Source organism: Exiguobacterium sp. s191, assembly GCF_018618955.1.
Lineage (GTDB): Bacteria > Bacillota > Bacilli > Exiguobacteriales > Exiguobacteriaceae > Exiguobacterium_A > Exiguobacterium_A abrahamii.
This window is the reverse complement of the sequence record NZ_JACSNC010000001.1, coordinates 1,992,653-2,018,823: the sequence shown is the minus strand read 5'-3', so window position 1 is coordinate 2,018,823 and position 26,171 is coordinate 1,992,653. Positions and strand designations below refer to the sequence as shown.

26 protein-coding genes are annotated in these 26,171 nt (G+C 48.7%); 20 read left to right on the top strand and 6 right to left on the bottom strand.

The features are described from left to right. Positions 1 to 111: 111 nt before the first annotated feature. Positions 112 to 1,551 (top strand): ankyrin repeat domain-containing protein, encoded by a 1,440-nt coding sequence (locus KNQ09_RS10595; RefSeq protein WP_214858343.1) that lies wholly within the window; start codon positions 112 to 114, stop codon positions 1,549 to 1,551. Positions 1,552 to 1,612: 61 nt separating this feature from the next. Here the strand turns inward: KNQ09_RS10595 and KNQ09_RS10590 are convergent, their stop codons facing one another. Then, positions 1,613 to 3,709 (bottom strand): 5'-nucleotidase C-terminal domain-containing protein, encoded by a 2,097-nt coding sequence (locus KNQ09_RS10590; protein ID WP_214858342.1) that lies wholly within the window; start codon positions 3,707 to 3,709, stop codon positions 1,613 to 1,615. Positions 3,710 to 4,080: 371 nt separating this feature from the next. On the opposite strand from KNQ09_RS10590, the gene KNQ09_RS17545 reads away from it, so the two are divergent. The 3 genes from KNQ09_RS17545 to KNQ09_RS10580 all read left to right on the top strand — a co-directional run bounded on the left by KNQ09_RS17545 (position 4,081) and on the right by KNQ09_RS10580 (position 6,307). After that, positions 4,081 to 4,203: a hypothetical protein gene (locus KNQ09_RS17545; protein ID WP_262415762.1), complete on the top strand. Its 123-nt coding sequence runs from the start codon at positions 4,081 to 4,083 to the stop codon at positions 4,201 to 4,203. 337 nt (positions 4,204 to 4,540) lie between these two features. Next, positions 4,541 to 5,338, top strand: a complete 798-nt coding sequence (locus KNQ09_RS10585) for an ABC transporter permease (protein WP_230088492.1) — start codon at positions 4,541 to 4,543, stop codon at positions 5,336 to 5,338. A 15-nt stretch (positions 5,339 to 5,353) separates the two neighbouring features. Continuing rightward, positions 5,354 to 6,307 carry an ABC transporter ATP-binding protein gene (locus tag KNQ09_RS10580; protein ID WP_058705433.1) on the top strand — a complete coding sequence of 318 codons (954 nt, stop codon included), beginning with the start codon at positions 5,354 to 5,356 and terminating at the stop codon, positions 6,305 to 6,307. 149 nt (positions 6,308 to 6,456) lie between these two features. Here KNQ09_RS10580 and KNQ09_RS10575 read toward each other — a convergent pair whose 3' ends face one another. Further along, the gene (locus KNQ09_RS10575; protein WP_214858341.1) at positions 6,457 to 7,038 is read right to left on the bottom strand and encodes an LOG family protein; all 582 of its coding nucleotides are present in this window, start codon (positions 7,036 to 7,038) and stop codon (positions 6,457 to 6,459) included. A 79-nt stretch (positions 7,039 to 7,117) separates the two neighbouring features. Here KNQ09_RS10575 and KNQ09_RS10570 point away from each other — a divergent pair, with 79 nt between their 5' ends. Further along, entirely contained in the window at positions 7,118 to 7,291 is a 174-nt protein-coding gene (locus KNQ09_RS10570) for a hypothetical protein (protein WP_023469413.1), read from the top strand. Between the two features lie 292 nt (positions 7,292 to 7,583). Continuing rightward, entirely contained in the window at positions 7,584 to 7,925 is a 342-nt protein-coding gene (locus KNQ09_RS10565; protein WP_214858340.1) for a hypothetical protein, read from the top strand. Between the two features lie 15 nt (positions 7,926 to 7,940). On the opposite strand, the gene KNQ09_RS10560 is transcribed toward KNQ09_RS10565, so the two are convergent. Beyond that, positions 7,941 to 8,828: a helix-turn-helix domain-containing protein gene (locus KNQ09_RS10560; RefSeq protein ID WP_214858339.1), complete on the bottom strand. Its 888-nt coding sequence runs from the start codon at positions 8,826 to 8,828 to the stop codon at positions 7,941 to 7,943. Positions 8,829 to 8,975: 147 nt separating this feature from the next. Here KNQ09_RS10560 and KNQ09_RS10555 point away from each other — a divergent pair, with 147 nt between their 5' ends. From KNQ09_RS10555 to KNQ09_RS10540, 4 genes are all read left to right on the top strand, one after another. Continuing rightward, complete coding sequence (locus KNQ09_RS10555) at positions 8,976 to 9,122, top strand: hypothetical protein (RefSeq protein WP_214858338.1); 147 nt, start codon at positions 8,976 to 8,978, stop codon at positions 9,120 to 9,122. Between the two features lie 76 nt (positions 9,123 to 9,198). Then, complete coding sequence (locus KNQ09_RS10550) at positions 9,199 to 10,404, top strand: hypothetical protein (protein WP_214858337.1); 1,206 nt, start codon at positions 9,199 to 9,201, stop codon at positions 10,402 to 10,404. Next, the gene (locus KNQ09_RS10545) at positions 10,397 to 11,134 is read left to right on the top strand and encodes a class I SAM-dependent methyltransferase (protein WP_251133278.1); all 738 of its coding nucleotides are present in this window, start codon (positions 10,397 to 10,399) and stop codon (positions 11,132 to 11,134) included. The genes KNQ09_RS10550 and KNQ09_RS10545 overlap by 8 nt, the downstream gene beginning before the upstream one ends. Before the next feature lie 141 nt (positions 11,135 to 11,275). Beyond that, positions 11,276 to 11,587 carry a hypothetical protein gene (locus KNQ09_RS10540; protein WP_133207766.1) on the top strand — a complete coding sequence of 104 codons (312 nt, stop codon included), beginning with the start codon at positions 11,276 to 11,278 and terminating at the stop codon, positions 11,585 to 11,587. Positions 11,588 to 11,624: 37 nt separating this feature from the next. Here KNQ09_RS10540 and KNQ09_RS10535 read toward each other — a convergent pair whose 3' ends face one another. Then, positions 11,625 to 12,044, bottom strand: a complete 420-nt coding sequence (locus tag KNQ09_RS10535) for a helix-turn-helix domain-containing protein (RefSeq protein WP_133207765.1) — start codon at positions 12,042 to 12,044, stop codon at positions 11,625 to 11,627. A 208-nt stretch (positions 12,045 to 12,252) separates the two neighbouring features. On the opposite strand from KNQ09_RS10535, the gene KNQ09_RS10530 reads away from it, so the two are divergent. Both KNQ09_RS10530 and KNQ09_RS10525 read left to right on the top strand, forming a co-directional pair. Continuing rightward, entirely contained in the window at positions 12,253 to 12,777 is a 525-nt protein-coding gene (locus KNQ09_RS10530; RefSeq protein ID WP_050678156.1) for a VanZ family protein, read from the top strand. Between the two features lie 16 nt (positions 12,778 to 12,793). Then, complete coding sequence (locus tag KNQ09_RS10525; RefSeq protein ID WP_214858336.1) at positions 12,794 to 13,789, top strand: ATP-grasp domain-containing protein; 996 nt, start codon at positions 12,794 to 12,796, stop codon at positions 13,787 to 13,789. Positions 13,790 to 13,853: 64 nt separating this feature from the next. On the opposite strand, the gene KNQ09_RS10520 is transcribed toward KNQ09_RS10525, so the two are convergent. Together KNQ09_RS10520 and KNQ09_RS10515 are read right to left on the bottom strand one after the other, a co-directional pair. Beyond that, positions 13,854 to 14,612 carry a homing endonuclease associated repeat-containing protein gene (locus KNQ09_RS10520; protein WP_029342637.1) on the bottom strand — a complete coding sequence of 253 codons (759 nt, stop codon included), beginning with the start codon at positions 14,610 to 14,612 and terminating at the stop codon, positions 13,854 to 13,856. Positions 14,613 to 14,640: 28 nt separating this feature from the next. After that, positions 14,641 to 15,909 (bottom strand): O-antigen ligase family protein, encoded by a 1,269-nt coding sequence (locus tag KNQ09_RS10515; RefSeq protein ID WP_214858334.1) that lies wholly within the window; start codon positions 15,907 to 15,909, stop codon positions 14,641 to 14,643. A gap of 338 nt (positions 15,910 to 16,247) precedes the next feature. On the opposite strand from KNQ09_RS10515, the gene KNQ09_RS10510 reads away from it, so the two are divergent. The 8 genes from KNQ09_RS10510 to KNQ09_RS10475 are packed head-to-tail and all read left to right on the top strand — an operon-like array spanning position 16,248 to position 26,160. Continuing rightward, positions 16,248 to 16,883 (top strand): YveK family protein, encoded by a 636-nt coding sequence (locus tag KNQ09_RS10510; RefSeq protein ID WP_231681773.1) that lies wholly within the window; start codon positions 16,248 to 16,250, stop codon positions 16,881 to 16,883. Between the two features lie 21 nt (positions 16,884 to 16,904). Beyond that, on the top strand, positions 16,905 to 18,770 hold the full coding sequence (locus KNQ09_RS10505) for a polysaccharide biosynthesis protein (protein WP_214858333.1): 1,866 nt from the start codon (positions 16,905 to 16,907) through the stop codon (positions 18,768 to 18,770). Between the two features lie 15 nt (positions 18,771 to 18,785). Beyond that, the gene (locus KNQ09_RS10500) at positions 18,786 to 20,045 is read left to right on the top strand and encodes an oligosaccharide flippase family protein (RefSeq protein ID WP_214858332.1); all 1,260 of its coding nucleotides are present in this window, start codon (positions 18,786 to 18,788) and stop codon (positions 20,043 to 20,045) included. 12 nt (positions 20,046 to 20,057) lie between these two features. Next, the gene (locus tag KNQ09_RS10495; RefSeq protein WP_214858331.1) at positions 20,058 to 21,344 is read left to right on the top strand and encodes a glycosyltransferase family 39 protein; all 1,287 of its coding nucleotides are present in this window, start codon (positions 20,058 to 20,060) and stop codon (positions 21,342 to 21,344) included. After that, a complete protein-coding gene (locus KNQ09_RS10490; RefSeq protein WP_064299322.1) occupies positions 21,334 to 22,368 on the top strand; it encodes an NAD-dependent epimerase in 1,035 nt (344 codons plus the stop codon). The genes KNQ09_RS10495 and KNQ09_RS10490 overlap by 11 nt, the downstream gene beginning before the upstream one ends. Continuing rightward, entirely contained in the window at positions 22,358 to 23,707 is a 1,350-nt protein-coding gene (locus KNQ09_RS10485) for a phenylacetate--CoA ligase family protein (RefSeq protein ID WP_214858330.1), read from the top strand. The genes KNQ09_RS10490 and KNQ09_RS10485 overlap by 11 nt, the downstream gene beginning before the upstream one ends. 12 nt (positions 23,708 to 23,719) lie before the next feature. After that, positions 23,720 to 25,063: a nucleotide sugar dehydrogenase gene (locus tag KNQ09_RS10480; protein ID WP_050678148.1), complete on the top strand. Its 1,344-nt coding sequence runs from the start codon at positions 23,720 to 23,722 to the stop codon at positions 25,061 to 25,063. Beyond that, positions 25,051 to 26,160, top strand: coding sequence for a glycosyltransferase family 4 protein (locus KNQ09_RS10475; protein ID WP_064299325.1), 1,110 nt, complete (start codon positions 25,051 to 25,053; stop codon positions 26,158 to 26,160). The genes KNQ09_RS10480 and KNQ09_RS10475 overlap by 13 nt, the downstream gene beginning before the upstream one ends. Positions 26,161 to 26,171 lie beyond the last annotated feature (11 nt).

Here is a 26,171-nt window from a genome sequence, read left to right as displayed (position 1 = left end):
TAGTCTTTTGGTATGTCAGGAAAGGATTCCCTTGGAACTTCAATGGAATAACCGTTAAGATAAGAAGGAAGAGAAAACGATGAATTACGTGACAGATGAGGGAGATGACACATGGAGCAGGAGATGCATGAACGAATCGATCCCGCGCACCGGATCAGGCAAGCGGTGACCCGCAAAGAAACCGTCTACTTTAGTTTGTTGTTAGTCATCGCCATTTTGACAGTGGGTGGCATCATTGGGTTAGTGTTTGAAACCGGCGAGAGCGGTATTTATGCCATGTTTGCGCTAGTGATCCTATTGTTACTACTTTGGTTACGCCAGTGGCAACGGGTGTCACGGATTCGAAGTGAAGGGGTTCGCTTGAGTGCCGAGCAGTTCCCAGAGTTGTTCGAGCAAGTCCGTATACATACGGAACAGTTGCAACTATGGCGGATGCCAGAAATCTATTTCCAAGATGACGTGAAACGACCGCACGTCATTGGTCTATTCCAAAAATATTTGATCGTCCTACCGACGTCATATCTGGAATTGACAGAAACACGTCGTTTTCGGTTACTGCTTGAACTGGCACGGATCAAACGGAACCATCAGGAAAAGCAAATCTTACTATGGATTGGCAGCTGGATTCCGTTTTTACGTCCGGCTTACATGCGGGCATGTACTCGGACCCGTCATCAGATGGTCCTACCACTTATTTCAACAGCGTACGCGCGACAAGCCATGTTCGAGGATGTGCTCGGACCAACGCTCCTAGCAACGACAGATACAGAGGTCTATATCGAGGAGAAACGGCAGCTACGGACGTTTTCCATCTTATTGTATGAAGCGTTACGAACCGAACTTTCTTTACTCGAACGGTTGCACTTAACGGGTGAGCCAATCGAACGTCCGCGCCCACTCTTGCGGTATGGTCAAGGCTTCGTCGTCGCAGGTAGCATTTTAATGGCAATATTCCTTGTCAGCACGACTGCAGGTATGCTGTTAGACGGAGGGGCGATTGAGGCAAAAAAAGAAACGAGTGACGAGAACGTCACGGCGAAGACGAATGGTCAGGATCTTAACGAGACAGAGTTGATGGCAGCGATTCAAAAAGGGAAGCTCGAAGACATACATCGACTGATTCCGGAAAGTGATATGAAGGCAGTCGATGCCGATGGCGATACGGCGTTGCATTATCTCGGGTACCGGAAATCGAGCACAGGACTCGAATCGGTATTTAAGGAATTGCTTGCAGCGGGCAGTGATATCGATGCTGTCAATGAGTTCGGCGAGCGACCGTTCATTACGGCAGTCTTCAGTAACAACGATGAGCTCGTCGACCTGTACTTGAAGCGAGGCGAAAAGGTCAATCAACAAGATGCCGACAAGTTCACGCCTCTTCATCATGCTGTTGAAGGGGAAGGGAAAGAGACAGTCAAACTCTTACTTGAGCATGGTGCTGATCCGACGATTAAAAACGCGGATGGCTTTACGCCACTTATGTTGGCACAAGAGTATGAACTCGATGAAATCATTGAGCTGTTGAAGCAAAACTCAGCGCAGACACTATAACACAACAACCGCAGGCGTTCTCGAGGGAATCGAGAAGACCTGCGGTTGTTTTTTGTTCGTATTAGTTTGGAAGTTTTGATGTATCGACGATGCGACCTTCAATCTTGTAGTCGACTTGACCAAGTGATTTCGTGAAATCACGTAGGTTTTCCCAATCCGAGAGACCGAGGTCCGTAACGCGACCGGCTTTGTAAGCTGTCTCGAATGGTGTGAGACCATCGCCACCTTTAGCTGTGAAGGCATTCGTTGCGATGACATACGTCTTAGCTGGATCGATGACTTCGAATGTGCCGTTGTTGTTGACTTCCATCTTCGTGACGCGTTCGCCTTTAGCTTTTGTGCTATCGTATTCGAACTGCATCCCAGAGACGTGGAGGAAACCGCCATTTTCGATCGGTGCCACACCAACACTGATTTCGAGGAGAGCTTTGATCTCTTCTCCTGTCATTTTCGCTGTCGCAAGCGTGTTACCGAATGGAAGTGTCGTTAAGACTTCACCGACTGTGAGTGGTCCGGCATCGATAGCAGCACGGATACCACCACCGTTTTGCATCGCGATGACTGTATCTGTATTGTATTCTTTTGCTTTTTTGAGCATGCCGTCCGTGATCAAGTTTCCGAGAGCTGTTTCGCTGTTACGGACACTGACTTCACCACGTGGGTTTGGAAGAGCATTAACGATGTTCGCACCGACTTCTTCGTTTTTCAATTCAGCGATTTGATCGGCATATGGTTTGAGGATTTCAGCTGCACGAACGTCTTCAGCTGCTTTTGAAACGTCGATCAGTGATCCGTTGTACTCCGTCAACTTCCCTTTGTAGTCGAACGTCAAATCAAGATTTCCGAGGAAATCACCGTATTGGTATGCTTGAGCGATGATCGTTGGTTCTGTTTTGCCTGGTACGACCGTTTCGTCGACAACGACTGGTTTTTCAAGTTTCGTATGCGAGTGACCACCGACGATGACGTCGATCCCGTCGACGTTACGTGCGAGCAGTTGATCGTTATCGATTGCTTCGTTGTCATCGAATCCGATATGTGTCAAGGCGACGATTTTATTGACGCCACGATCTTCGAGTTTCTTCACGGCCGCTTTCGCACTCGTGATGTAGTTCGCGAACGCCACCGTACCTGGGCTTGCGATATCAGCAGTTTCTTCAGTCGTCAAACCGAAGAAGCCGATTTTTTGTCCTTTGTATTCCTTGATGATCCCTTGATAGATTTTGCCACGCTCTGGTCCGGCTGTGATCGTTTTCTTTTGTAGACCGTTGAAGAGTTCGTTTTTACTGAAATCGACGTTCGCCGTGATGAATGGGAATTTCGCTTTCGTGACGAAGTTTTTCAAAGCGATGTTGTTGTCTGTATCACCGAGATCGAACTCGTGGTTACCGAATGTCATCATGTCGTACTTCATGTAGTTCATCAGTTCAAGATCAGCTTGTCCAAGGAACTTGTTGAAGTAGAGTGATCCGGAGAAGACGTCACCAGCGTCTAAAAGAAGCGATGGTTTACCTTCTGAGCGGTAAGCAGAGCGTAGTTCTTTAATGACAGTTGCCCGTTTTGGTGCTTTATCGAGGTTTGCATGCGTATCGTTCGTATGCATCAAACCAATCGAGAAGTCATCCGTGTTGACGTCGAGCACCGTGATTTTTGCTTTTAATGTAATCGTCTTACCAAGACGCGTATAACTTGCGACCGCATATTTCACACCCGCTTCGCTCGTATCAACTTTCGACCAGCGGACTGGCTTATCATAGATGCGACCTGTTGCATAAAGAACAGCTAGTGTTTTCGGCAATTCTGGTTTTTGATCGACATAGATTGTCTGATCTGCGACCTTCTCGACGAACTTCACTGCGTAGTTCTGAATGTAGATTTTGATTTCGATTGGATTCTTTTTCTTGCCGTATGTGCCTTTGACCGTTTGATAACGGTTGAACGCATGGCGATCGTAAGATTTCCACGTGATCTTCTCACCTTTATATGTAGCAGGGAGTTTGACCGGAGCACCTTTCGTGAAGACGAGTGACTTGAGTTTGACCGTTTTGACTTTGACATGTGTTGCAGCCGAAACTGTCGTTTGAGCAACTGGCACGATTGCCGATGTCGTCAGGGCGACAGCAACAGCTGCCGCGTAAAGCGGTTTTGATTTGTACATACGTAAAAATCCTCCTTCAAGAGTGGGGTATGAATGCAAGGTCGCGATGCGATCGTTGACCTCTTCTTCTACTATAAAGGGTTCGGAAAGCTTCGTGGGATGAACCTTTTGTAAATAACGTAAATTCTTAGGTCCGACGACAAGACAACCCACGGAAGTCGTTTGCTCGTAAGCTTTAGAATCCGAACGTTCGTCTTCATAGATAAATGATAACGCTTTCATTATATCTTGTCTTAAATAAAAATGAAACGAAAGAATATTACCAATCGTTAAACATTCCCATTAAATGTCGATTTTTTAGTGGTTCTGAATTGCTAAATATTGTATGATATCAGTATATAGACAGTTCGGATGAAAAGAGGCAACGATGGATGAATGATACGATTCGAGGCGGTGTCCTCGTCGGCATTATTTGTGTGATCACGCTCCTCCTCGTATGGGGGCTCGCATCACCACCGACGACGATTGAGTTTCCACATTTTAATCATGCGTAAGGAAACAAACTAGGAGATGACCGGTGGTGTACCCGCCGGTTTTTGTCGTGCCTGAAAAACTACAGTTTGGTGTCGGTTCGTCCAATACATTGACACGCTTTTTCACGATAGCTAGAATTGATTAAGTGTATATAGGAAGTATTGCTTCTGCCATGCACGAATGAGTGGACAAAGGAGGCGAGTCGGAATCGACCGGGCAAGGTCCCGTTCACGCGGAGAGAGCGTTCGTTTGAGCAATCGCGGACGGCATCTGTCTTTTTTTGAGTGGAATCAACGAATATGAAAATAAAATACATGTATCATGAATCGGAAGGAACTTACACTTATGCTGAAAGAAATGAGAAGTATCATCCGGGAACAGGTGGAGAATTTCCCCTTGATTCGCCGGTTGGCGCGATATGAAATCAAATCAGCGCATGCAGAGCAACGCCTTGGTCTTTTATGGGAGCTCCTCAATCCGGGTCTCCAAATCTTCATTTATTGGTTCGTCTTCGGTGTCGGTCTTAAAGGAAATAAGAACGTGGATGGCGATATTCCATTCATCGTCTGGCTCCTTTGTGGGATCGTCGTCTGGTTCTTCATCAATGACGCGTTACTTCGTGGATCAAACTCGATCAACAGTCGTCTCGCGATGGTGACGAAGATGCGTTTCCCGATGAGCGCGATTCCATCGTATGTCATCTTATCGCGGATGTATCAACATTTTGCGATGCTCTTGATCGTCTTCATCGTCATCATCGCAAACGGTATCCCGATCACATGGAAGTTACTCCAGTTGCCGTATTATATGATCGCGACGTACATTTTCGTCTATGCGTTCTCACTTTGTTTTTCAACACTTATCACACTCGTCAAGGACATTCAGCTCTTCTTGCAATCGATGATGCGGATGCTCTTTTATATGACACCAATCCTCTGGAACATTGAACGGTTCCCGGACTTCTTACACGGTGTCCTTCGTTTGAACCCTGTCTTTTATCTCGTCGAGGGATACCGGGCGAGCTTGCTCGGAGGGCATTGGGTCTGGCAGGAGTGGCCGACCGGTCTGTATTTCTGGAGTGTGACGCTTCTGTTGTTCACAGCGGGAACATTCTTGCACATCAAGTTCCGTAAATCATTCACTGAGCTCGTCTAAGGGAAGGAAATCGCCATGTCTATGATTAAACTCGACCATGTCACGAAACGCTTCGACATGGTCACGACTACGAAAGAAAAATTCAAGCTCTTGTTCAAGAATCAAAGCAAGAGCGTTAAAACATTTACTGCACTACGGGATGTCTCGCTCGAGATTGGATCGGGAGAAGTCGTCGGACTCGTTGGTATCAATGGATCCGGTAAATCGACGTTATCGAACTTGATTTCAGGTATCATCTATGCAAACGAAGGAGACGTCGCGATCAATGGTGAAGTTGCGATCATCGCCGTCTCACAAGGGTTGAAGAACGTCCTGACGGGGCGGGAGAACATTCGCTTGAAGTGTCTCATGCTTGGGATGGACGACGCAGAAATCGAGCGTCGGATGCCCGGCATCATCGATTTCGCGGATATCGGTGACTTTATCGATCAGCCAATTAAGAAGTACTCGAGTGGGATGAAGTCGCGCCTCGGCTTCGCGATCGCGGTTAATGTCGACGCCGACATCCTGATCGTCGATGAAGCGTTATCGGTCGGGGACCAAACTTTCTACAACCGTTGTATCGATAAGATGAACGAATTCAAGGAGGAAGGGAAGACAATCATCTTCGTCAGTCACTCGCTCTCGCAAATCAAGAGCTTCTGTGAGCGGGTCGTCTGGCTCGAATACGGTCAAGTCCGCCTCGACGGAACGACGAAGGATGTCTTGCCGGAGTATAAGAAGTTCCTCGCTGAATATAAGAAGTGGTCGAAAGAGGAACAACATCAATACCGTCGCGATCGCTTGAAAGAACAAGCAGCGAATGCGCGGTCTGGTAAAGAAAACGCAGATTCAGCGGACACGGTCAAACACCCAGGTTGGATTTTGTCGGGTCTTGGTCTCATCGTTCTCGCAGCAGGGAGTTTGATGGTCATTGACGAGACCCCGTCTTTAACGAACCTCAGCGACGCGATCTTGAAGTTCTTTTAATGTTAAACCAGATGCATTCGCATCTGGTTTTTTTGTTCTGTAAAGTAGGATTCTTACGTCAGTGTAGAGAAAATGAGTAACGAGAGAGAAGTAGAATCGGAAGAGCTGAGAATCCATACAAAAAAACGGAGTCGAGGACTCCGTTTGCATCAGGTTTGTGAGCGATCCATATAGGTTTTGACGTGTGGAGCTTCATACGTCGCGAAGCGTTCAAGTAGACGATCAGGATTTGACTCGACGATAAGCATCGCACGGTGTTCCGGAATCAGGAATCCTTGACGTTCCATCGTGTCAAATAGAGCGATCAAGGGATCATAGTATCCTTCGATATTGAGTACACCGCACGGTTTTTCGTGTAGACCGAGTTGCGCCCACGTGAAGACTTCAAAAAACTCTTCCATCGTACCGGGACCACCAGGGAGAATGATGAATCCGTCGGCAAGCTCTGACATCTTCGCTTTCCGCTCGTGCATCGAGTGAACGAGATGCAATTCAGTCAGTCCGGGGTGGGCAAGTTCCTTTTCTTGTAGAAAATGAGGCAAGACACCGATTGCCTGACCTTGAGCAGCAAGCGTAGCGTCCGCGACAGCGCCCATCGTTCCAACGCGGGAGCCGCCGTATACGAGTCCGATGCCGCGCGCGGCGAGCGCTTGACCAAGTTTACCCGCGGCCTCGCGAAAGACTGGGCTAGCACCATCTTTGGAACCACAAAATACAGCAAGTCTATTCATGAAACAGAACCTCCTTCGTTATCTTCACCATAGCATATTCGGTGATCGGACGGCAGAGTAGACCAGAAAGGAGATCGATATGCGACCACGTACGATTGTTTGGCTCGTCTTAATTATCGCAGCAATCAATTTAGGACTTGGGATATGGATGCCGGATACGTCAACGCGAACGACGATTAGTTCAATACTACTAGGTGTGATTGTCGTCCTCGGTATCTTTTACGTCATCGCGTTACGACAATCCTCAAAATAAAGAGAGCTCGTTCGACTCGTAGGAGTTGGACGGGCTCTCTTTTTGTCTGTTACGGAATTTCGTTATGATGGAATATTCAAAAAAATCTATTTTCATACACAAGTTCGACACATTGACGGATGATTTGTAAAAAACAAACAGGAATCAGGACATATGACTCGAGTCAAAAGTCATGTAAAGTGAAAATAATGTGTAAAATACCATAATTATTCGTATTCGAATATTCAGAGGGGGTCTAAGGTTATATGATGTTGTTACGAAGCCATACGAAAAATAATAGGAGGTTATTTAGATGAACTTGAAAAATAAATTAGTCGTAGCAAGCACAAGTGCTTTATTAGTATTAGGACTTGGTGTGTCAGTATCAAACAATGCTTCACAAATTACCGCAGGACATCTTCCACCAGAGTACTCAGTTAAGGATGTAGCAGGACATCTTCCACCAGAATACTCGGTTAAGGATGTAGCAGGACATCTTCCACCAGAGTACTCAGTTAAGGATGTGGCAGCAGGACATCTTCCACCAGAGTACTCAGTTAAGGATGTAGCAGCAGGACATCTTCCACCAGAATACTCGGTTAAGGATGTAGCAGGACATCTTCCGCCAGAATACTTGGTATTCGACAAAGCTTAACTCAGTTTGATCCAACTAAACTATACTAAAATGAGTAAGATGCGTTTTATGGAATTTAATTACTAAATTTTTATACTCAGTCATTCCCAAAATATCGAATATAGTATATGCCTTGACGAATGAATCTGTAACTTCTTGTGATTCAGGAGAAACATATTCCATTAAATATGCTTTCTGATAATAAAGCTGTCCGAGTAATGACATATCCTTGAAGCGTATACTGAGATAGATACCATCATCGATATGTTTTAGAGCCCTCTCATTTTGTTTAAGTTCTACTAGTACTTTCGATAAATTGTATAATAATCGAATTTTTTCTACTAATATCTCGTCTGTATCGTAACTAAATGTGAGTAACTCTTCATAGACCTTTAAACCATAGTTAAAATGATTTTTTTCATAATAAATCGTAGCAATAGCGGATTTTATGCGGAAAATCATTTTAGGTGAATAAAAGTACTGGACACATTTCTCGGCCAAACGTTGTAGTTCGATAATACAGGTACGGTAATCGATATTACCTATTCTAAAAGAACTTAGATGCATGTAATAAGAGTAAAGTGTCGCTAGTTCACTATTAGGATCTAAGGAATTTAATTGTTTTTTAGATACAGCCTGAATTTCAGAGTATTCGTTGTTTTGAAATTTTGTTAAAAGTTTGTCATCAACAATTCGTAATGATTCTAATGAACTTTTCTCATTAAGAAACATTGTTATGGGTACTTGTAATCGCTTTGATAAAGCATACAATAGTTCGACCGTCGGCGAATGCGTACCACTCTCGATCTTACTGATCTCTGCTTGACTGCAAATTCCGTGTGCTAAATCTTTTTGTGTCAGATTGTGTTTCTTCCGCAATCGGCGTAATGCTAAGCCGATTTGCGGTGACATGAATTGATCCATCGGCTCCTCGTCCTTTCGTGGAGATTGAATTGGTATAGGGTATCAACTTCTATTATAGAAGCGAACAAGGCTAGATACTACTGATTTACTTGATTTCGTATCAATGTTTCAACGACCATCTCACTTGATTCAGAAAGGGGTACACCCATGACACTCATCTTAAAAGAAACGCGACGTAACATGACTTCTTGCGCTTGGTGTCTCAATCCTGCTACCGTCTCCGTCGCCCCCCTCGCTCATCGGGAAATGGACCGGACTGCTACGAAACCTAAGGAAAACGTTAAATCGGCTTAATCCACACAAAAGGACTTCATTCGGCTATTAGAATGAAGCCCTTTTTTCAATCATTTGATAAGAAAGGAGAGAGGACATGATCGGATTATCGCTTTTATCGGAACAAGACGGCTGGCTGCAACGTTCTCTACCATCGCTTGATCTGCAAACGTTTTGTGAGACGCACCGTATTTCGCTCGACGCGTTTGATTACGACACACATACGTTCCATGATTTACTCGATTATATGGATTTTCAGGAGTATGAGCATTACGTCTTCGTTCTCCAAGGGGAAGGCGAACGGACACTACGACTCGTCGCGTATTTGCAACACGAGATGTTGCATGTTCAGTTCCACTTGATTCGTCCAAATGGAGAAGTCCTGTTTGGACAACCGGATTTCCTGAATGGTCTCTTCTTACCGCAGGAAGACATGCCTGCTTCTGCATCCGTTCCAGCTGTCCATCATGCGCTTCTCTCATTGATGACAGGTGTGTACCCAGCGTCGGTGCCACATCATCCGCAACCGTTGCGTCATGTCTACATCGAAGACAGCTCATTACTGGAGAAGATTCCGGCAAGCAATTTCCAGGCGATGACGATCAACAGTGTCATCTATTTTGATCATCCGATGCGTCACGATCTACCGATCATCGAACTGATGAGTCGGACACCGATTCTGTTGACGTTTTCCGATCGTCTTTCTCCCTCGCTTGATTCGCAGCTAACGGTTTTATCGCGTGACGCGCTAGCAGAGCGATTAGTGGACTGGCAACAAACGGGACGGATTCAAAACGATCAATCGATGGGGATCCTCGATTATGCGACGTTAAGTGGATTACGCGTCTCGCATCGACTGTTCTTCTTTGCGGACGGAATTTACGCCGATCGACAGAAGACGATTCAGTTGAGCGCAGACCTATCTGTTGATATCGAGTCTTTCCGAGAACAGCAACCTCAACCTGACGCGCTGGCATCACAAACTGAACTGGAGCTGTTTCCGCTGCTATATCAACTTGCCGGAACGTTTCAAGGAACGAGTCGTTTCATCACACCGTACTCTGATCTCGAATTGCCTCGGACGTCCGGGCGGATCGGACCGTTGACGTTGATCGGCATTCAAAACGAGGAAGGTTGTTTTGCGTTCGACCGGACGACGTTGCGTCTATTTGAGACGAACGAAGCATTTCTCTGGATTCTCGAAGCGGATCAAAAAGAACAGTTCGACATATTACCGGAGCGACTCGGCGCAGATTATGCAGAAGCGATTCAGCACTACAAGGAGTTGATGTATCATGGGTGATGTCTTATTTGGTCCATTCTTGCGTAAAGGGAGCTACTCGCGCGTCGAGGTGCTGAATCATGTTCAGGCGGATGAACGATTCGGTCAACTGTATCAGGAAGCGCAACAGTTAACTGAAGTCGATGAGCTGATGCTGTATCGGCGTTATTTACGAAAAGGGGAGCGGATCCTGTTTCACGGAACATTTGATCCGGCGCTCTTCAATCTCTTGTCGGATGAAGGGTATGATCTTTATCTGATCGAACCGGAAGCTGCGCGGACGAAACAGATTGCGGAGAAGTATCAGCATAAGATTTATGGCTGGAGTCATGATGTGACGGACGTCGTCGGTCCGGAGTACTTTGATCGAATCATCTTACCGGGAACGACGATTTTACGTTATACGCGCGGAGAGCTTTTGTTGTTCTTTCGAAACATCCGTCAATTGCTGCGGCCGAGTGGACGCTTGCTCGTGTCCTTGTATCGCGTCGATCATCTAAAATCGATCGCTCATCCGATCGCGACGCGACGTTTTCAAAAAACTTTGCTGTTCTATGGCTATCAAGTCGACGGTGAACGTTTATTGTTCAACGCCTATCTCAAATCGGGGAATGAGGAAAAAATCAGTTATGCGGTCGAATATTTGTATGAACCGAACACGCTGTTTGAATTTGCGACGCTATCGCGCTATCGTGGACAATTTTTGTACGAAGGAAAGACGACACTCGTGCTGGAGTTCGAAAAACAATAAGTATAAAATATAATGTGATAATAAAAAGAAAAGTATATGTAATATACTGGTTTGAATAGGTCTAAAGACTGGGTAATTGGATACAGTAGTTTCCTTTTCACGATTCGAAGTACATCATGAGAAAGAGGAGCCGGACGCATCATGGAAAATCAGAGCGGAAGTACCTTTCAGCAAAGTTGTCTATCGTTCATTGAGACCTTGTTTCCAGACGAATCTTTTCACTTCTTAGAAGAATCGAAAGCAACGGACGCCTTTGGTCATCCCGGTCGACAATTGTTCTTCTCTTCATCTACCCGTACTCTGAAATTCAGTGTACTCGCGCAGGCGCACCAGCGCTATACACGTGTATTCGTATCCGAGAAAACAAGTGAAAATGCGTTTTTTCGTCAACTATTAGAAGCGACATATGAAGAGGGACAATTGTACATCGACCATATCGTCCAAACAGAATAAGAAAAAGGGATCAAAATCAGCTGATTTTGATCCCTTTTTACGCCTCGATGGAAGAAAGTCCGCGTTGTAACGCTTGATCAATCGACGTCGCCATCTCATCCCGCACGTTCGGTGAGACGAGGCGTCCATCGAAATAAATTTCCTTTGACAGACTGAGGTGAACGAGTAAGTCTTCGAGAATGAGTTTCAGATCAAGCGGTTGTGATGGTTCAAGCGCTTGTTGCATGAATTCATTCAACGAAGGATGCTGTACATACTTCGGATCGATGAGATCAATGACCGTCGTGTCTAAAGCAAGAGCCAATCGTTCCAAGACTTGAGGAGAGGGCATGCGCTGACCACGTTCGTAAGCGGAGATGTCCGTTGCTGTTTCCCCACACCGTTCAGCTAAAAACTTTTGAGTATACTTGTGTTGTTTGCGCAATTGCATGATTTTTTTACCTAGTGCACGATTCATGGCACTCCACTCCTATTCTTCAGGTCATCGTGTATAGTACTAATTAACCACTTTCATTATAAAAGAAACCTGTGAAATGTAAAATATCGTTTTTCAAGGAAACTAAAAAAATGAAATGGGTTAAACTAGAAATTGAATTTTAGAAAGAATCCGCCAATTTTCTGGGGTCTATGCTATTGTAAAATGATATTAAAAAAGGAGTGTCTTCATGAAAAAAATCACGTGGTCCGGCTACGTCGTCCTTGCCGTTCTATTGATCCTCTTCATCTCAAGTTCGATGCCGTATCAAGCGCAATCCATCAAACCAGGGTTATCGCGATTCATTCCGTTAGGATTCGTCGATCATCTGCGTTTCATCTCCTTTTCCTATCATGGAGAAGTTAGTGTCGCTGCCCTTGGACGAAGTGGCTTCATTGAGTTTTTCATCCGAAAAGCTGCCCATGTCTCGACATTTCTCGTATTAGGGATCGGATTGATTGATTTGACACGTCGTCGTCTGACACCAGGACTTGCCGTCTTGTTCGCCTATTCGTTAGCGATCATGGTCGCTGTCTTTGATGAATTTCATCAAATCTTGACAGGGGACCGGACGGGACTCATCCAAGACGTCTTACTCGATGGAACTGGCGCCTTGATTGGAATCGGATGTTATTTACTCATCTATAGGAAAAAAGTACGACGCCAAGCAGGAAGTGTTTCCTTCCAGCACGAAAAGAACAGGCATCACTTTTAACGAAGGAGACTGCCCTATGAAGACTTCCCATTTGTTGATGACGAGCGTCGGTCGCCGGACGAAGCTAGTCGAGTATTTCGTCCGTGAGATGCCGGACGGTCACGTCAGTACTGCGGATTGTAGTTCACTCGCACCGGGTCTCTATATGACAGAACGCCATCATCTCGTTCCCCGCATCGATGCACCGGATTATATCGATCATTTGCTAGAGGTGTGTCAGCGCGAACAGGTGACGGCGCTATTGTCATTGATTGATCCTGAACTGGAATTGCTCGCAGCGGCGACGGAACGGTTTGAAGCAATCGGTGTCACGGTCCTCGTCTCACCGATGGATGCCTGTCGTCTCTGTTTCGACAAGTACGCAATGTATACGTATTGTGTCGCGGAAGGGATTGCGCATGCGCGGACATATGTGACGCTCGAAGCATTCCGGAGCGCACTTGCGCAAGGGGAGGTCCAGTTCCCGGTCTTCGTCAAACCACGCAATGGGAGTGCCAGTCTCCATGTCCAGGCGGTCTCCTCTCTTGAAGTCGTTGAAGGACTGTTTGCTGTTCATCCGGATTTATTGATTCAAGAATACTTAAGAGGGCAGGAGCTCGGTGTTGACGTCTATGTCGACTGGTTGACGCATGAAGTGACGGATATCTTCATTAAGGAGAAACTCGTCATGCGTGCAGGGGAAACGGATAAGAGTCGCTCCATCAAACGCGACGATGTCTTTGAACTGGTCGAGCACGTTTTACATGGAACCGGTCTTGTCGGTCCGCTTGATTTCGACCTGTTTGATGTTGACGGAACGCTCTACTTATCAGAGATCAATCCGCGATTCGGTGGGGGATATCCACATGCTTATGAATGCGGCGTCAATTTTCCGAAAGCGATCCGAAACAATCTGCAGGGACAACGTAATTCCCGACGCATCGGAGCTTATGCGGAAGACATCTATTTATTGAAACACGATACGGTGACGCTGTTGCCTGCGTCTCTGCTTGAGCAAATTAAAAAACCATAAGCGCGCGAAAAAGGAGTGACCTGGTAGTGATACCGGGTCACTCCTTTTAGGTAGAAGAGCAGAATCAAGAAAGAGAGACGCGTGCACGCTTGAGGCATTGCACGGCGGAGGTCCAGCTACCGAAGAGGGCGTTGATCGTCGAGGTACTCGGAACCGAGCGACCTTCTGCCCATTTCCGGTAATGAATGATACTGAGGGAAGGTAATTCTTCTTGCGCCTGCCGCAGTGCTTCAAGGACATCTTCTTCGACCCATTTCCGGCGAGGCGGTGCGATGTCGAGGCAAGCGAGGGCATCTGCCCATGAACCGTATTTACGGGCAATCGTCGCGACTGTCGGATGTCCATTTTCCTGTGCCCAAATGGCATACGTCTGTGTCGTCAGACGGGGGAGGACATCGGAAGCTTCGAGTAAGGCTGTGATGATGCGTTCTTCCGTCATCGAGATGGAACGTGTCATCTCGATCTGTGCTTCTTCGAGCGCACGTGACCAAGAACCGAAACGTAAGTTGATCAATGTCAAGGATGGTCCATGTTTCGCCTTTGCCCATTCCCGGTAGCTGTTGCTATGGAAAGGGTGTAAGCGTGTCGATGCTTCCTTGATGAAAGCAAGGATCTCTTCATCTGAAAAGTACGGACGAATCGATGAGAGACCGGCCGCTTGGAGTGCTTCACGCCAAGAGCCGAATACATTGATGATCGTCGTGATCGACGGAATATCTTTTCCAATCGACCAACGTGCATACGTCTTTGCGTCGAGAGCGGGATATTCGATACTAGCTTCGATTAGGCTATCGATGACTTGTTGTTCTGTCCATTTCTTCATGATGTCATACCCCTTTCGTGTAGGTGCTCTAGGTGTGGGTACTGTCGTGAGGTGGAAGTCGACGAAGCGACGTATAAGCGAGAAGGCTGAGCCAAATGAAATAAAATCCACTCGGTCTGACGAGAATGCTTTCCGTAAATTGGAGCAATCCGAGCCAGCTAGCAAGCAACAGGGCGAGAAACGCGAGATCCGTTGTCTGAATCCGAAACAGTCGATAGAACAGATACAGAAAGACTGCACCGTACAGCAAACAACCAATGAGTCCGAATTCATAAAGATAAGTGATCGGTGTGCTGTGGAACGTATAGAGAACTTGTTCGTTCAGTTGTTCCTGCAGGCCGCGTGGGGCACTTCCGATCCCGTGTCCGAACCAAAGCGAATCAGTGGAAGCGCGCCATCCTGCTTGCCAAAGCGTAAATCGTCCGTTGAGACTGAGCAAACGGGGAAGCAGTCCTTGAAACGCAAAGACAGCTAGGAGAATCAAGCTTCCCGTTACGTAACATGCTGTCACCTGCATCCTGCGTCTCGTTCCTTCAACCATTCGAATACTCGTCAAGAGAGCAAGGAGGAGAAAAGAATAGATTCCTGTCTGCGAACCACTTCGAAGTAGGGCGATGGTGATGAGAAGGAGGAGAACAGCATGTAGAAAGCTTTGCCGACGTGGGAACTGTTTGAGTAGATAGAACCAAGCAAACAGTCCGCCTGGAACAAGCCACGCTGCAAACGTATTCGGATTGTTCATCAGACCAGCGAGGCGAAGGAATGAGCCTTGTTCCCCGACGTACAATTGTGGAAACGACAAGGGACCGATCCGAAGCCATTGCAGGTTTTCGACCGGGATATACTCTGAACCAAATGAGACGATGAGGGCATAGGAAGCGAGAAAGACGGTTTGTCCATAAAGAAAGTGACACAAAAGCCGTTGCCATTGTTCGATCGATGTACGCGAGAGCGAAGAGACGATGCCAACGAATAGCCAAGTCGAGATGAGGTAAAGCGAAGCGAGAACACGATCCGTATTCGCGTTAAAAAAGAAAAAAATGATATGAAATGTCAGATAAATCAGAAAAATGATTGCAATTTGATGCCCAGTCGCTCGATTGGCACGATAGAACGGTCGTAAGATGAACCAACAGACGCTGAACAGAACGATATAGATGGGAAGCAACCAAAGGGACCACTGTTTCGGCAACACTTCGTCCGTAAACGATAAGGGACGAATCCAAGCATCGAGCATGATCCAAACGACTAGGATGGATAAGGCAAACGATGTGGGTATATTGGCTGATTTTAACATGATTTCTAAAGACTATCCACCCTTCATATAGGACTTATTACCGATTTAAGCACTTTTTAATCATCAAATTGGTATTTACCCTTATCTTTCAAAACATCATGCAGATAAATGAAAAAATATTAAGGAAACCGTGATCATTTTTTCGTGAATCGCGTTTTTTTCGTGATATGAATTCATGCTGTGAACTAGTGTCACGCAAGCGAGATAGCTACCGAAAAAAATATAATCATTTCCACCAAGCTCTAATTGTTTTAGGAACCGATTGGAAATAAGGTGTAGACATAACCAATGTCCATCCATTCGGTCAAGTCAGAAAGAGGTGAACAACAGTGAGCTCGATGCATCAAAGAAAAACCTTCGGAGATCATTTGACGACGCTCCGACGCGGCTGGTGGTTACTCGCACTCTTCATGATTCTCTTTGCGGGAGCCGGATATGCGCTTAGCACGTATGTCATCCCGAAGACATACGAGGCGACAGCCTACATCCTCGTCGTTCCTCAAGCGAACGCAGAGGCGACATCGACGCCGACACTCGTCAGTACCTATCAAGATATCCTACGAAGCCCAGAGGTCGTCGATCAGGTCGCCCAAAAGATGAACGTCACCGACAAGCGGTTATTCGATTTGACGGATCGTCTGACGGTCTCGAGCAATCTCGATTCGCAAGTCATCGCCTTATCCGTAACGGATCGTTCGGCGGAGCAGGCAGCTATCCAGGCGAATACGATGACGGAAGTCTTCCAGGATTATCTCCCGCAACTGATCAACACGAGTAAGACGGAAGTGTTCTCGAGCGCACGGATTCCAACGAAACCCGTGTCACCGAACATTCTGATGAATACAGGCATCGGTGGCGTCCTTGGTCTGATGCTCGGACTCTTGATCGTTTATTCTCGCTCGTTAAGCAAAAAGGAAGCGACACGCGAATCCACTGATAGTTATCCGAAAGCGATTCCCCGCAGTCATTCATGAGAGAGGAGAGGAGACACCGTCATGCAGCATTCCCCGCTCACCCCGTACCGTCGGCAGTTGAAGATCGGACTCCTTCGCCTGATCGACGCCGGAATCATCGCACTCGCGACTGTCGTTACGTTCTACTTCTTTAATCCGCTCCACCTCACTGTCAACTTCGAGTTGCAGGATGCACTCGAAATCGCTCTCATCCAGTGGGTCGCCCTTACGTTCGTTGCACACTGGATGCGCTTCTATCAAATCATCTGGCGTTACGCGAGCCTCCGTGATCTCGCCGTTCTCCTCGTCGTCGTTCTCGCCAGCAGTTTCGTCTTACTTGGTCTTGAATACGCGTTGTTCGACTTTGCGGTCGAACGAGCAATCTTCTTGCAGACCGGTCTCGTTTTGAACGGAATCTTATTCGTCCGTCTGTTGATTCGTGGACGTAGCTTAAGACTCGTTCCTGACAATAAGACGCTCGGCAAACGAACACTCATTATCGGTGCCGGTGCTTCCGGTCAGATGATCACAAAAGAACTGAAGCAAAAGAAGTCGCACATCTTAAACGTCGTTGGCTTACTTGATGATTCGCTTGAACTACGCGGGATGCGGATTCACGGTGTTCCCGTCATCGGAGCAATCGACCAACTCGAATACATCATCGAGGAACAAAAAATTGAAGCGGTCGTCCTGGCAATCCCATCGTTACCTTATCCGCAGCGGGTTGAATTGCTGAACCGGATCAAACAAACCCAAGTCGAAGCGCATACGTTACCGATGCTCGTCGAACTGGCGTCCGGAAAGGTCTCGATCAAACAAATCCGTGAAGTCTCAATCGCCGATTTACTCGGTCGAGAACCGGTCGAACTCGATATTACGGAAATCGAACGAAGCGTTCATAGTGCGACCGTCCTCGTCACCGGTGCTGGTGGTTCGATTGGTTCCGAGATTTGCAGGCAACTGATTCGCTTCCGTCCTGAACGGCTCATCCTTCTCGGACACGGCGAAAACAGCATCTACCTGATCCGCCGGGAGCTCGAGTGTCTCAGTCGAGACATCCAGTTCGAATCCGTCATCGCCGATGTTCAGGACAGTGACCGGATGCTTGAAGTCATGCGACGGTTCGAACCAGATCTCGTCTATCACGCGGCAGCCCACAAGCACGTACCGCTGATGGAGGATAACCCAAGCGAAGCCGTCAAGAACAACATCTATGGAACACGCAACGTCGCTCGAGCGGCGGAAGCAGCCGGTGTCAAACGCTTCGTCATGATTTCGACCGATAAGGCCGTCAATCCGACGAGTGTGATGGGGGCGACGAAACGAATCGCCGAGATGGTCATCCAGCAGATGGCGCGTAACAGCGAGACGACGTTCGCTGTCGTCCGATTCGGTAACGTCCTCGGGAGCCGCGGTTCCGTTATTCCACTCTTCAAAGAACAAATCGCGAAAGGAGGACCGATTACGATCACCGATCCCCGGATGACACGTTACTTCATGACGATCCCGGAAGCGAGTCGTCTCGTCATCCAAGCGAGTGTCCTCGCGAAAGGTGGCGAAGTGTTCGTCCTCGATATGGGTGAACCGGTCCACATCACGACACTAGCGAAGAACTTGATTCACTTGAGTGGATTCACGGAAGAGCAGATCCCAATCGTCTACAGCGGCATTCGAAAAGGCGAGAAACTCTTCGAGGAACTGCTCGCTCGCGATGAAGTGCATGACGAACTCGTCTTCGACAAGATTCTTGTCGGTAAGACACGTCCCTTCGGATCCGTCGACCCGTACTTGCGTGAGATCGCCCAAGCACTCGGACAGGACGAGGTACTCCGCCAGTATTTGTTAGACGTCACGAACGAAACCGATGCCGACCCGGTCGCACCGACGATACGGATCGCTCGCAAATAGAGAGGAGGGAGAACGATGAAAACGGCCCGGCTGTCCCGCTTCAATCTCATCTTCATTGCCGATACGGCGTATTCGCTTCATCAATGGATGATTTTGACGCTCCTGATCAAATGGAGTACACCGCTCAACATCGGTTATTTCAACTACGCCCTTGCCATCACCGCACCGATCGTCATGTTCTGTTGGCTGAACGCCAGTACGATCCTGACGGCAGAACGGGCTGGTCTGACGAACTTTTGGCTCTTCATCAAGACTCGTTTTTCACTCCTCTCGGCAGGTGTGTTCGTCCTCCTTGGTGTCTATTATTTCTTCGGTGAAGCGGACATCTTACTCCTGACACTGCTCGTCTACCTCAATAAATACATGGAGTCATTCGCTGATCTCGCTTATGGTTTCCTGCAAGGACACACTGCCTTCAAGGAAGTCGCCGTCTCGAAAATCTTCCGGAGTCTCTTGAACGTCTCGGGCGCAGCACTCGTCCTCTTTACGACCCATTCGATTCATGGATTCGTACTCGCCTTGATCGCCGGAAACTTGATCATGCTACTCGCATACGACTTACCGACGATTCGCCGCGTCGGTCACGGCTTTGACAATCAAGCACTCGACTTACGGTACCGATCAGGTAAGGAGCTGTTCCTTAAGGCGATGCCACTCGGATTCGTCGCTCTCCTGATCGCCTTGAACGCAAACATCCCACGATTGTTCGTCGGTCACGCAATCGGAACGGAAGAGCTCGGTTATTACGCCAGCATCGCCTATCTACTCGTACTTGGTAGTCTGTTCATCCACTCCTTGATTGCCGTCTTGCTACCGAACTTCTCGTCTGAGACGGGCGAACGCCAAAGTTTACCGGAACTGCGCAAGCTGACCCGTTCGATGTTACTGATGACGAACGTCGTCGGCATCCTGTTGATTGTCGGAGCGATCTTCTTCGGCAAGTGGGGCTTGACGATTTTCTACAACGCATCGTTCGTTCAATATCATCTGATTTTCGTCTTGATGATGGTCGCCTCACTCTTTTTCTACAACTCGACCGTCATTCAAGCACTCTTGACCGGCTTCCAGCAGTTCCGGATCCAGACGATCTCGATCTTCGGCAGTGTCGTCGTCAACCTGATCGCCTGTAGCCTGTTGATTCCGCTGTATGGTCTATACGGTGCGACGATCGCTTACACCCTCTGCGCTGTCACTCAGATCGTCCTACTTTTACCGGCACTGTATCGGTCCTTATATCCACGGGACGTCACGCTCGTCGTCGAACAAAGCAGCTAAGGAGGGAAGAAGATGCGACCAATCCTACTACTCATCGTCATCGAAGCGCTCGTTTGTCAATTCGCCCGGTCGCTCTTCCCGGACACCTACGTGACCGCCTTGCTGCTCATCAACTCGGTGTTGTTTCTCTATTATCTACTCCGTCAAGCAAAGACGACGCCACTCTTTCTCGTCTTCATCACCGCTTTCTTCGTCCGACTGGTCCTGATGTTCATCGATCTCGAGCTGTTCCGCTTACCGCCGCACAGTGGTGACGACACGGAAGCCTTTCACCTCGAAGGTGTCCAAATCTTCACCAATCCGTCGACCTTCAATGATGTCGTTCGCGGCACCTATTCCAAGTTTCTCGGAATCTTCTACCTGATGTTCGGTCCGGAACGGATTCTCGCTCAGTTCTTGAACGTCATCCTCGGTGTCGTCGCTGTCGTCATCCTAGCGAAGACGCTGCAACGGTTACGCTTACCGGAACGCTACGTGTTCGCAGCAACACTGATCTTCGCGTTCTTCCCACAAGGATTGTTGCTCTCACCGATTCTCTTGCGTGACCAGATCGTCGCCCTTGGCATCGTCTACACACTTTACTACATGGTGCGCTGGACGGAAGAGAAGTCCGGATGGTATATGGCGCTCGCGTATCTCGGCTACTTCGTCAGTACGATGTTCCACTCCGGTCTTGCTGCCGGGATTATCGTCTTACTCGTCTATTTCTCATTTTATAGCCATGAGACACGACGAATGGACTTTGAACCGACGAAGGTGCAACGACTGATCTTTCAAGTACTGATCGTCGGCTTCATCGTCTACAGCTTCCAGGACGTCTTGTTCGCGAAGTTCACTCACGTCTCAGAAAACGGACAGTTATTCAGCGGGATGAGTTACGACCGTGGCGGCTCCGCTTATCTGAACGGATTGATGGTGACAGGTCCAGCTGACATGATTCTCTACTCGCCGATTCGGACGATTTACTTCTTGTTCTCACCGTTCCCGTGGCAATGGTCGAGCGTCATGAACATTCTGATTTTCTTCCTTGATGCCGTCTTCTACTTCATCGCCTGTTTTGCGATCGTCCGGTCCTTTAAACTGATCCGTCAGCATCCGTTCGGCAGCGTCCTCTTCTTCTTTTTCCTTCTCTTTGCGCTTAACGCCGTCATCTTCGGTCTTGGAACCGGCAATGTCGGAACGGCCATCCGACACCGGTATAAGTTGTTCCCGATGTTACTCATCGTCTACACATCCGTTCACTACATGCGCTGGCAAGCGCGCCACTACTTCGAGGAGGTCGAACACCGTGCCGAATAAAACGATCTTAATTACAGGTATCGCAGGCTTCATTGGATTTCACGCCGCACGTCGTTTCATCCGGGAGGGTTACCGGGTCATCGGACTCGATGAAGTGAACGACTATTACGACCCGACGTTAAAAGAAGCACGGCTCGCTGAACTCGGAACGAACTACACGTTTTACCGGGTCTCACTCGAAGAGACGGCAGCTGTCGCGCAGATTTTCGAACAGGAATCGATCGATCTCGTTCTCCACCTGGCAGCACAAGCAGGGGTACGGTACAGCATCGATCGACCGGACGTCTACATGACGTCAAACATCGTCGGCTTTCTCTCGATTCTAGAAGCGTGTCGGCATTACCCAGTCGAACAACTGATTTACGCTTCCTCCAGTTCCGTCTACGGATCGAATACGAAGATGCCGTTCGCGACGACGGATGCCGTCGATCATCCGCTAAGTCTTTACGCCGCTTCAAAGAAAGCGAATGAACTGATGGCACACACCTACAGTAGCCTTTACGGGATCAAGACGACAGGTCTTCGTTTCTTCAGCGTCTACGGTCCGTGGGGGCGTCCGGATATGGCATTGTTCAAGTTCACGGAGGCAATTGCGAAGGGCGAACCGATTGATCTCTACAACTATGGTGAGATGGGACGGGACTTCACTTACGTCGACGACATCATCGAAAGCATCTATCGCCTGTTCCAGACTGAACCGGAAGTCGACGAAGCGTTCGATGCCTCGAATCCCTTACCGGATCGCAGCAACGTTCCGTATCGTGTCTACAACATCGGCAGTCACAGCCCGATTCGCTTAAATGAATTCGTCGCCTTGATTGAACGACGCCTCGGTAAGACCGCGATCAAGAACGGGATGCCGTTACAGCCAGGCGACGTTCCAGAAAGCTTTGCTGACGTCTCCTCACTGTTCGAGACGATCGGCTACCGTCCACAGACGACGGTCGAAGCCGGTGTCAACGCATTCATCGACTGGTATGAGAGTCACTACTTGCTGAAGGGGGAAATCCAAGATGGCGCTTAAGGAGGAATTCTACTACCGCTCTCCGATCTTCATCCAAAATTGGCTGACATCGTTATATGGTCGCAAGTTAATGCAAGAACGATACGGTCCCTTCTATGAACAGAAGATGAAGGAACTTCGGATGAAGGATCGGACGCAGGATTATAAAGCGGAACAACTCGATCGCCTGAATGCCTTTCTCGCTTTCGTCGTGACGCATACACCATACTACACACAACTCTTTTACGAACATGACATCCAGTTACCGTTGACGTCACTCGAGCAGTTGAAGACAATCCCGATCCTTGAAAAAGAGACGCTCCGCCAAAATAACGATGCATTCATGTCCCGCGTCGATGCGCCGGTCCGAGGGCGAACGGGCGGAACGAGCGGAAAGTCGCTCCAAGTCGCGTTCATGCGCGAGGACGTCCAGGAACGAATGGCTCATCTCGACTACTTCAAGGAACGTCATGGCTTCCATGCCGGGATGCGCAGAGCGAGCTTCACCGGTCGGACACTGACAGCCGTCGATCAAAAGAAACCAATCTTCTGGCGGATGAACCGACCACTCAATCAGTTGCTCGTCTCCATCTTTCACATGAAGGAAGAAAACTTCCCAGCTTATATCGAGGAGCTGAATCGCTTTCAGCCAAGAGCGCTCGACGGCACACCGACGGCGATGGTCGAAATCGCACGCTATATGCTAAAGCATCACATTCGACTGGATATTCCACTGATCGCCATCTTCCCGACTTCGGAAACGGTGACGGAGGAGATGCGCTCGGTTCTCGAGGAAGCCTTCAACGCACCGGTCTTTGATCAATACGGTTCATCGGAAGGCGCACCGATCATTTCAGAATGCAGTCATCGAAAACTTCATCTGCATCATGAGACGGGCATCATCGAACCGTATGGAGAGGACGGCGAAGTCGTCGTCACGTGTTTTACGACACGCGGCACGCCACTGATTCGTTACCGGATCGGTGACCGGATGACACTGAGTGACGAGACATGTAGTTGTGGACTAAACGGACCGGTCATCGCTTCGATCGATGGTCGGGGAACGAGTTACATCGTCAGCGAAAAGCGGGGCAAAGTGTTCGAAGGGGACATCACGACGATTGCCCGCGAACTACCGAACTCAGTCTTGAGACTTCAAGTCGAGCAGCACGCGTTGAATCACGTGACACTTCGCTATATTCCAGACGCCAAACGCTTCCATCCGAAACACGAACAGATCCTCTTGAACGAGATGCGTAAGTTGCTCGGCTCCGGGATGAAGATCGTTCTCGAGCCGGTCGAACAAGTCAAACAAGAACCGAACGGAAAAACGTTGATCGTCAAACAGTCGATGAAATAGGAGGAACCCACCATGAACAAGGCAGTCAAACACATCGTAGATACGACAGCAGCCCATACCGGTGCACTTCCCATTGCCAACCGTTCGATTGCCGTCGTCGGACTCGGGTATGTCGGACTTCCCGTCGCCGTCGCGTTCGGTGAAAAAACAGGCGTGATCGGCTTTGACATCAAGGAACAACGAATCCAAGAGCTGCAAGAAGGCATCGACGCAACACTCGAACTGAGTCCGTTTACGTTGAAGAACGCAACCGTCGATTACGTCTCTGATCCAGCAGCACTGCAAGCAAGCGACTTCATCATCATCGCCGTTCCAACACCGATCAATGCGCAGAACCAGCCGGACTTAACGCCACTCTTACGGGCCTCACATCTTGTTGGTCGCCAGCTCAATAAAGGCGACATCGTCGTCTACGAGTCGACGGTCTACCCGGGAGCGACGGAAGAAGATTGCATCCCCGTTCTTGAAGAAGCATCCGGCTTACGCGCTGGCGTCGACTTCTTCGTCGGCTACTCACCGGAACGGATCAACCCGGGCGACCATGAGCACACGTTCAAGACGATCAAAAAAATCGTATCTGCCCAGGATGAACAAACACTCGACATCGTCGCTGAAGTCTACGAAGCGGTCGTTGAAGCCGGAGTCCACCGTGCGTCGTCGATCAAGGTCGCGGAAGCGGCAAAAATCATCGAAAACACACAACGCGATCTCAACATCGCCTTGATGAACGAACTAGCAATCATCTTCGATCGGATGGACATCGATACACTCGAGGTTCTCGAAGCAGCCGGAACGAAATGGAACTTCCTTCCGTTCCGTCCAGGTCTCGTCGGTGGTCACTGTATCGGCGTCGATCCATTCTATCTGACGATGAAAGCCGAGTCACTCGGCTATCATCCGGAAGTCATCCTTGCAGGACGCCGGATCAACGATACGATGGGACGCTTCATCGCAACAGCGCTCGTCAAGAACTTGATTAAACAAAACATGCCGGTCCTCGGCGCTCGCGTCACGATCCTCGGCTTATCGTTCAAGGAGAACGTCAGCGACATCCGCAACTCGAAAGTCGCGAACCTTGTCCGCGAAATCGAAGAGTTTGGCATCGACGTTCAAGTAACGGACCGACTCGTCGAAAAGAGTGAGGCGAAACGTGAGTATGGCATCGACTTGCTCGAAATGAGCGAACTTAAACCGGCGGACGTCGTCATCTTCGCCGTCTCGCACGAAGAATATGTCGAAGGTGGTTGGAATCTAGCACAACATCTACTCAAAGTCGGACGCGGCATCGTCGTCGACATCAAAGGGATGTTGCCACGGTCAGAACAGCCAGAGGGGGTCCACGTATGGCGCCTCTAAAGATTCTTCAAGTCTGTGCTCTCGATACGACGGCAGAGACGATGTTGCAGCCACTCTTACTCGCTTTACAAAACGCTGGGCACGACGTCGGTATCGCTTGTGCCGACACCGGTGCCTCAGCAAAACTCGCAGCGAAAGGCTTTCGGATGCATGACATTCCGATCGAGCGCCGGATCGACTGGACAAGTAACTGGCGGACGATCCGTGAAATCACACGAATCTTGAAGGAGGACGGCTACGACGCCGTCCATGTCCACACACCGGTCGCAGCCGCCCTCGGACGCGTTGCCGCGAAGCGGGCCGGAACGAAGCATATCGTCTATACGGCACACGGCTTTTACTTCCACGAGAAGATGGGGCGGATGACGTATCAGCTGACATACTCCGTCGAGAAGTGGCTGGCGCGTTTCGCAACCGATTATCTGCTCCTTCAAAGCGAGGAAGATTATCAACTCGCCCAGCGCAAACGCTTCAAAGCAAATACGCGTCTAATGCACCTTGGAAATGGCATCGACTTAACGCGCTTCTATCCACGCCCGCGTGAAGCAGGCGCACCGTTTACGTTCTTGTTCATCGGTCGGATCGTCGAAGAGAAGGGGATTCTCGAACTGCTCGATGCGTTCGAGGATGTCGTCTATCGTCATCCGGAAGCCCGTCTCGTCATTGCCGGTGAGATGATGGCAAGCGAGCGCGATCAGACGACGAAGCATCTCTTCTTACGACGGATTCGTGAGATTCCAAACGTCGATTACCTCGGATTCGTCGAAGATGTACCGAGCTTGTTCCAACAAGTCGATGCCTTCGTCTTACCGTCGCATCGCGAAGGCGTTCCACGATCAATCATTGAAGCGATGGCGAGCGCAAAGCCCGTCATTGCAACAAATATCCGCGGCTGCCGCGAAGAGGTCGTCGAGGGGAAAACGGGATATCTCGTCGAAGTCCGCGACATCGCAAAACTTGCTAAACGAATGAACACACTTGTCGAACACCCGGACCGTGCCAACGAGATGGGACGGAATGGATTTGACCGTGCCATGAAACATTTCAACGAAGCCGACGTCATCAAACGACAACTTGATCTCTTTTCAGCTATGTAAAAGGAGGACGT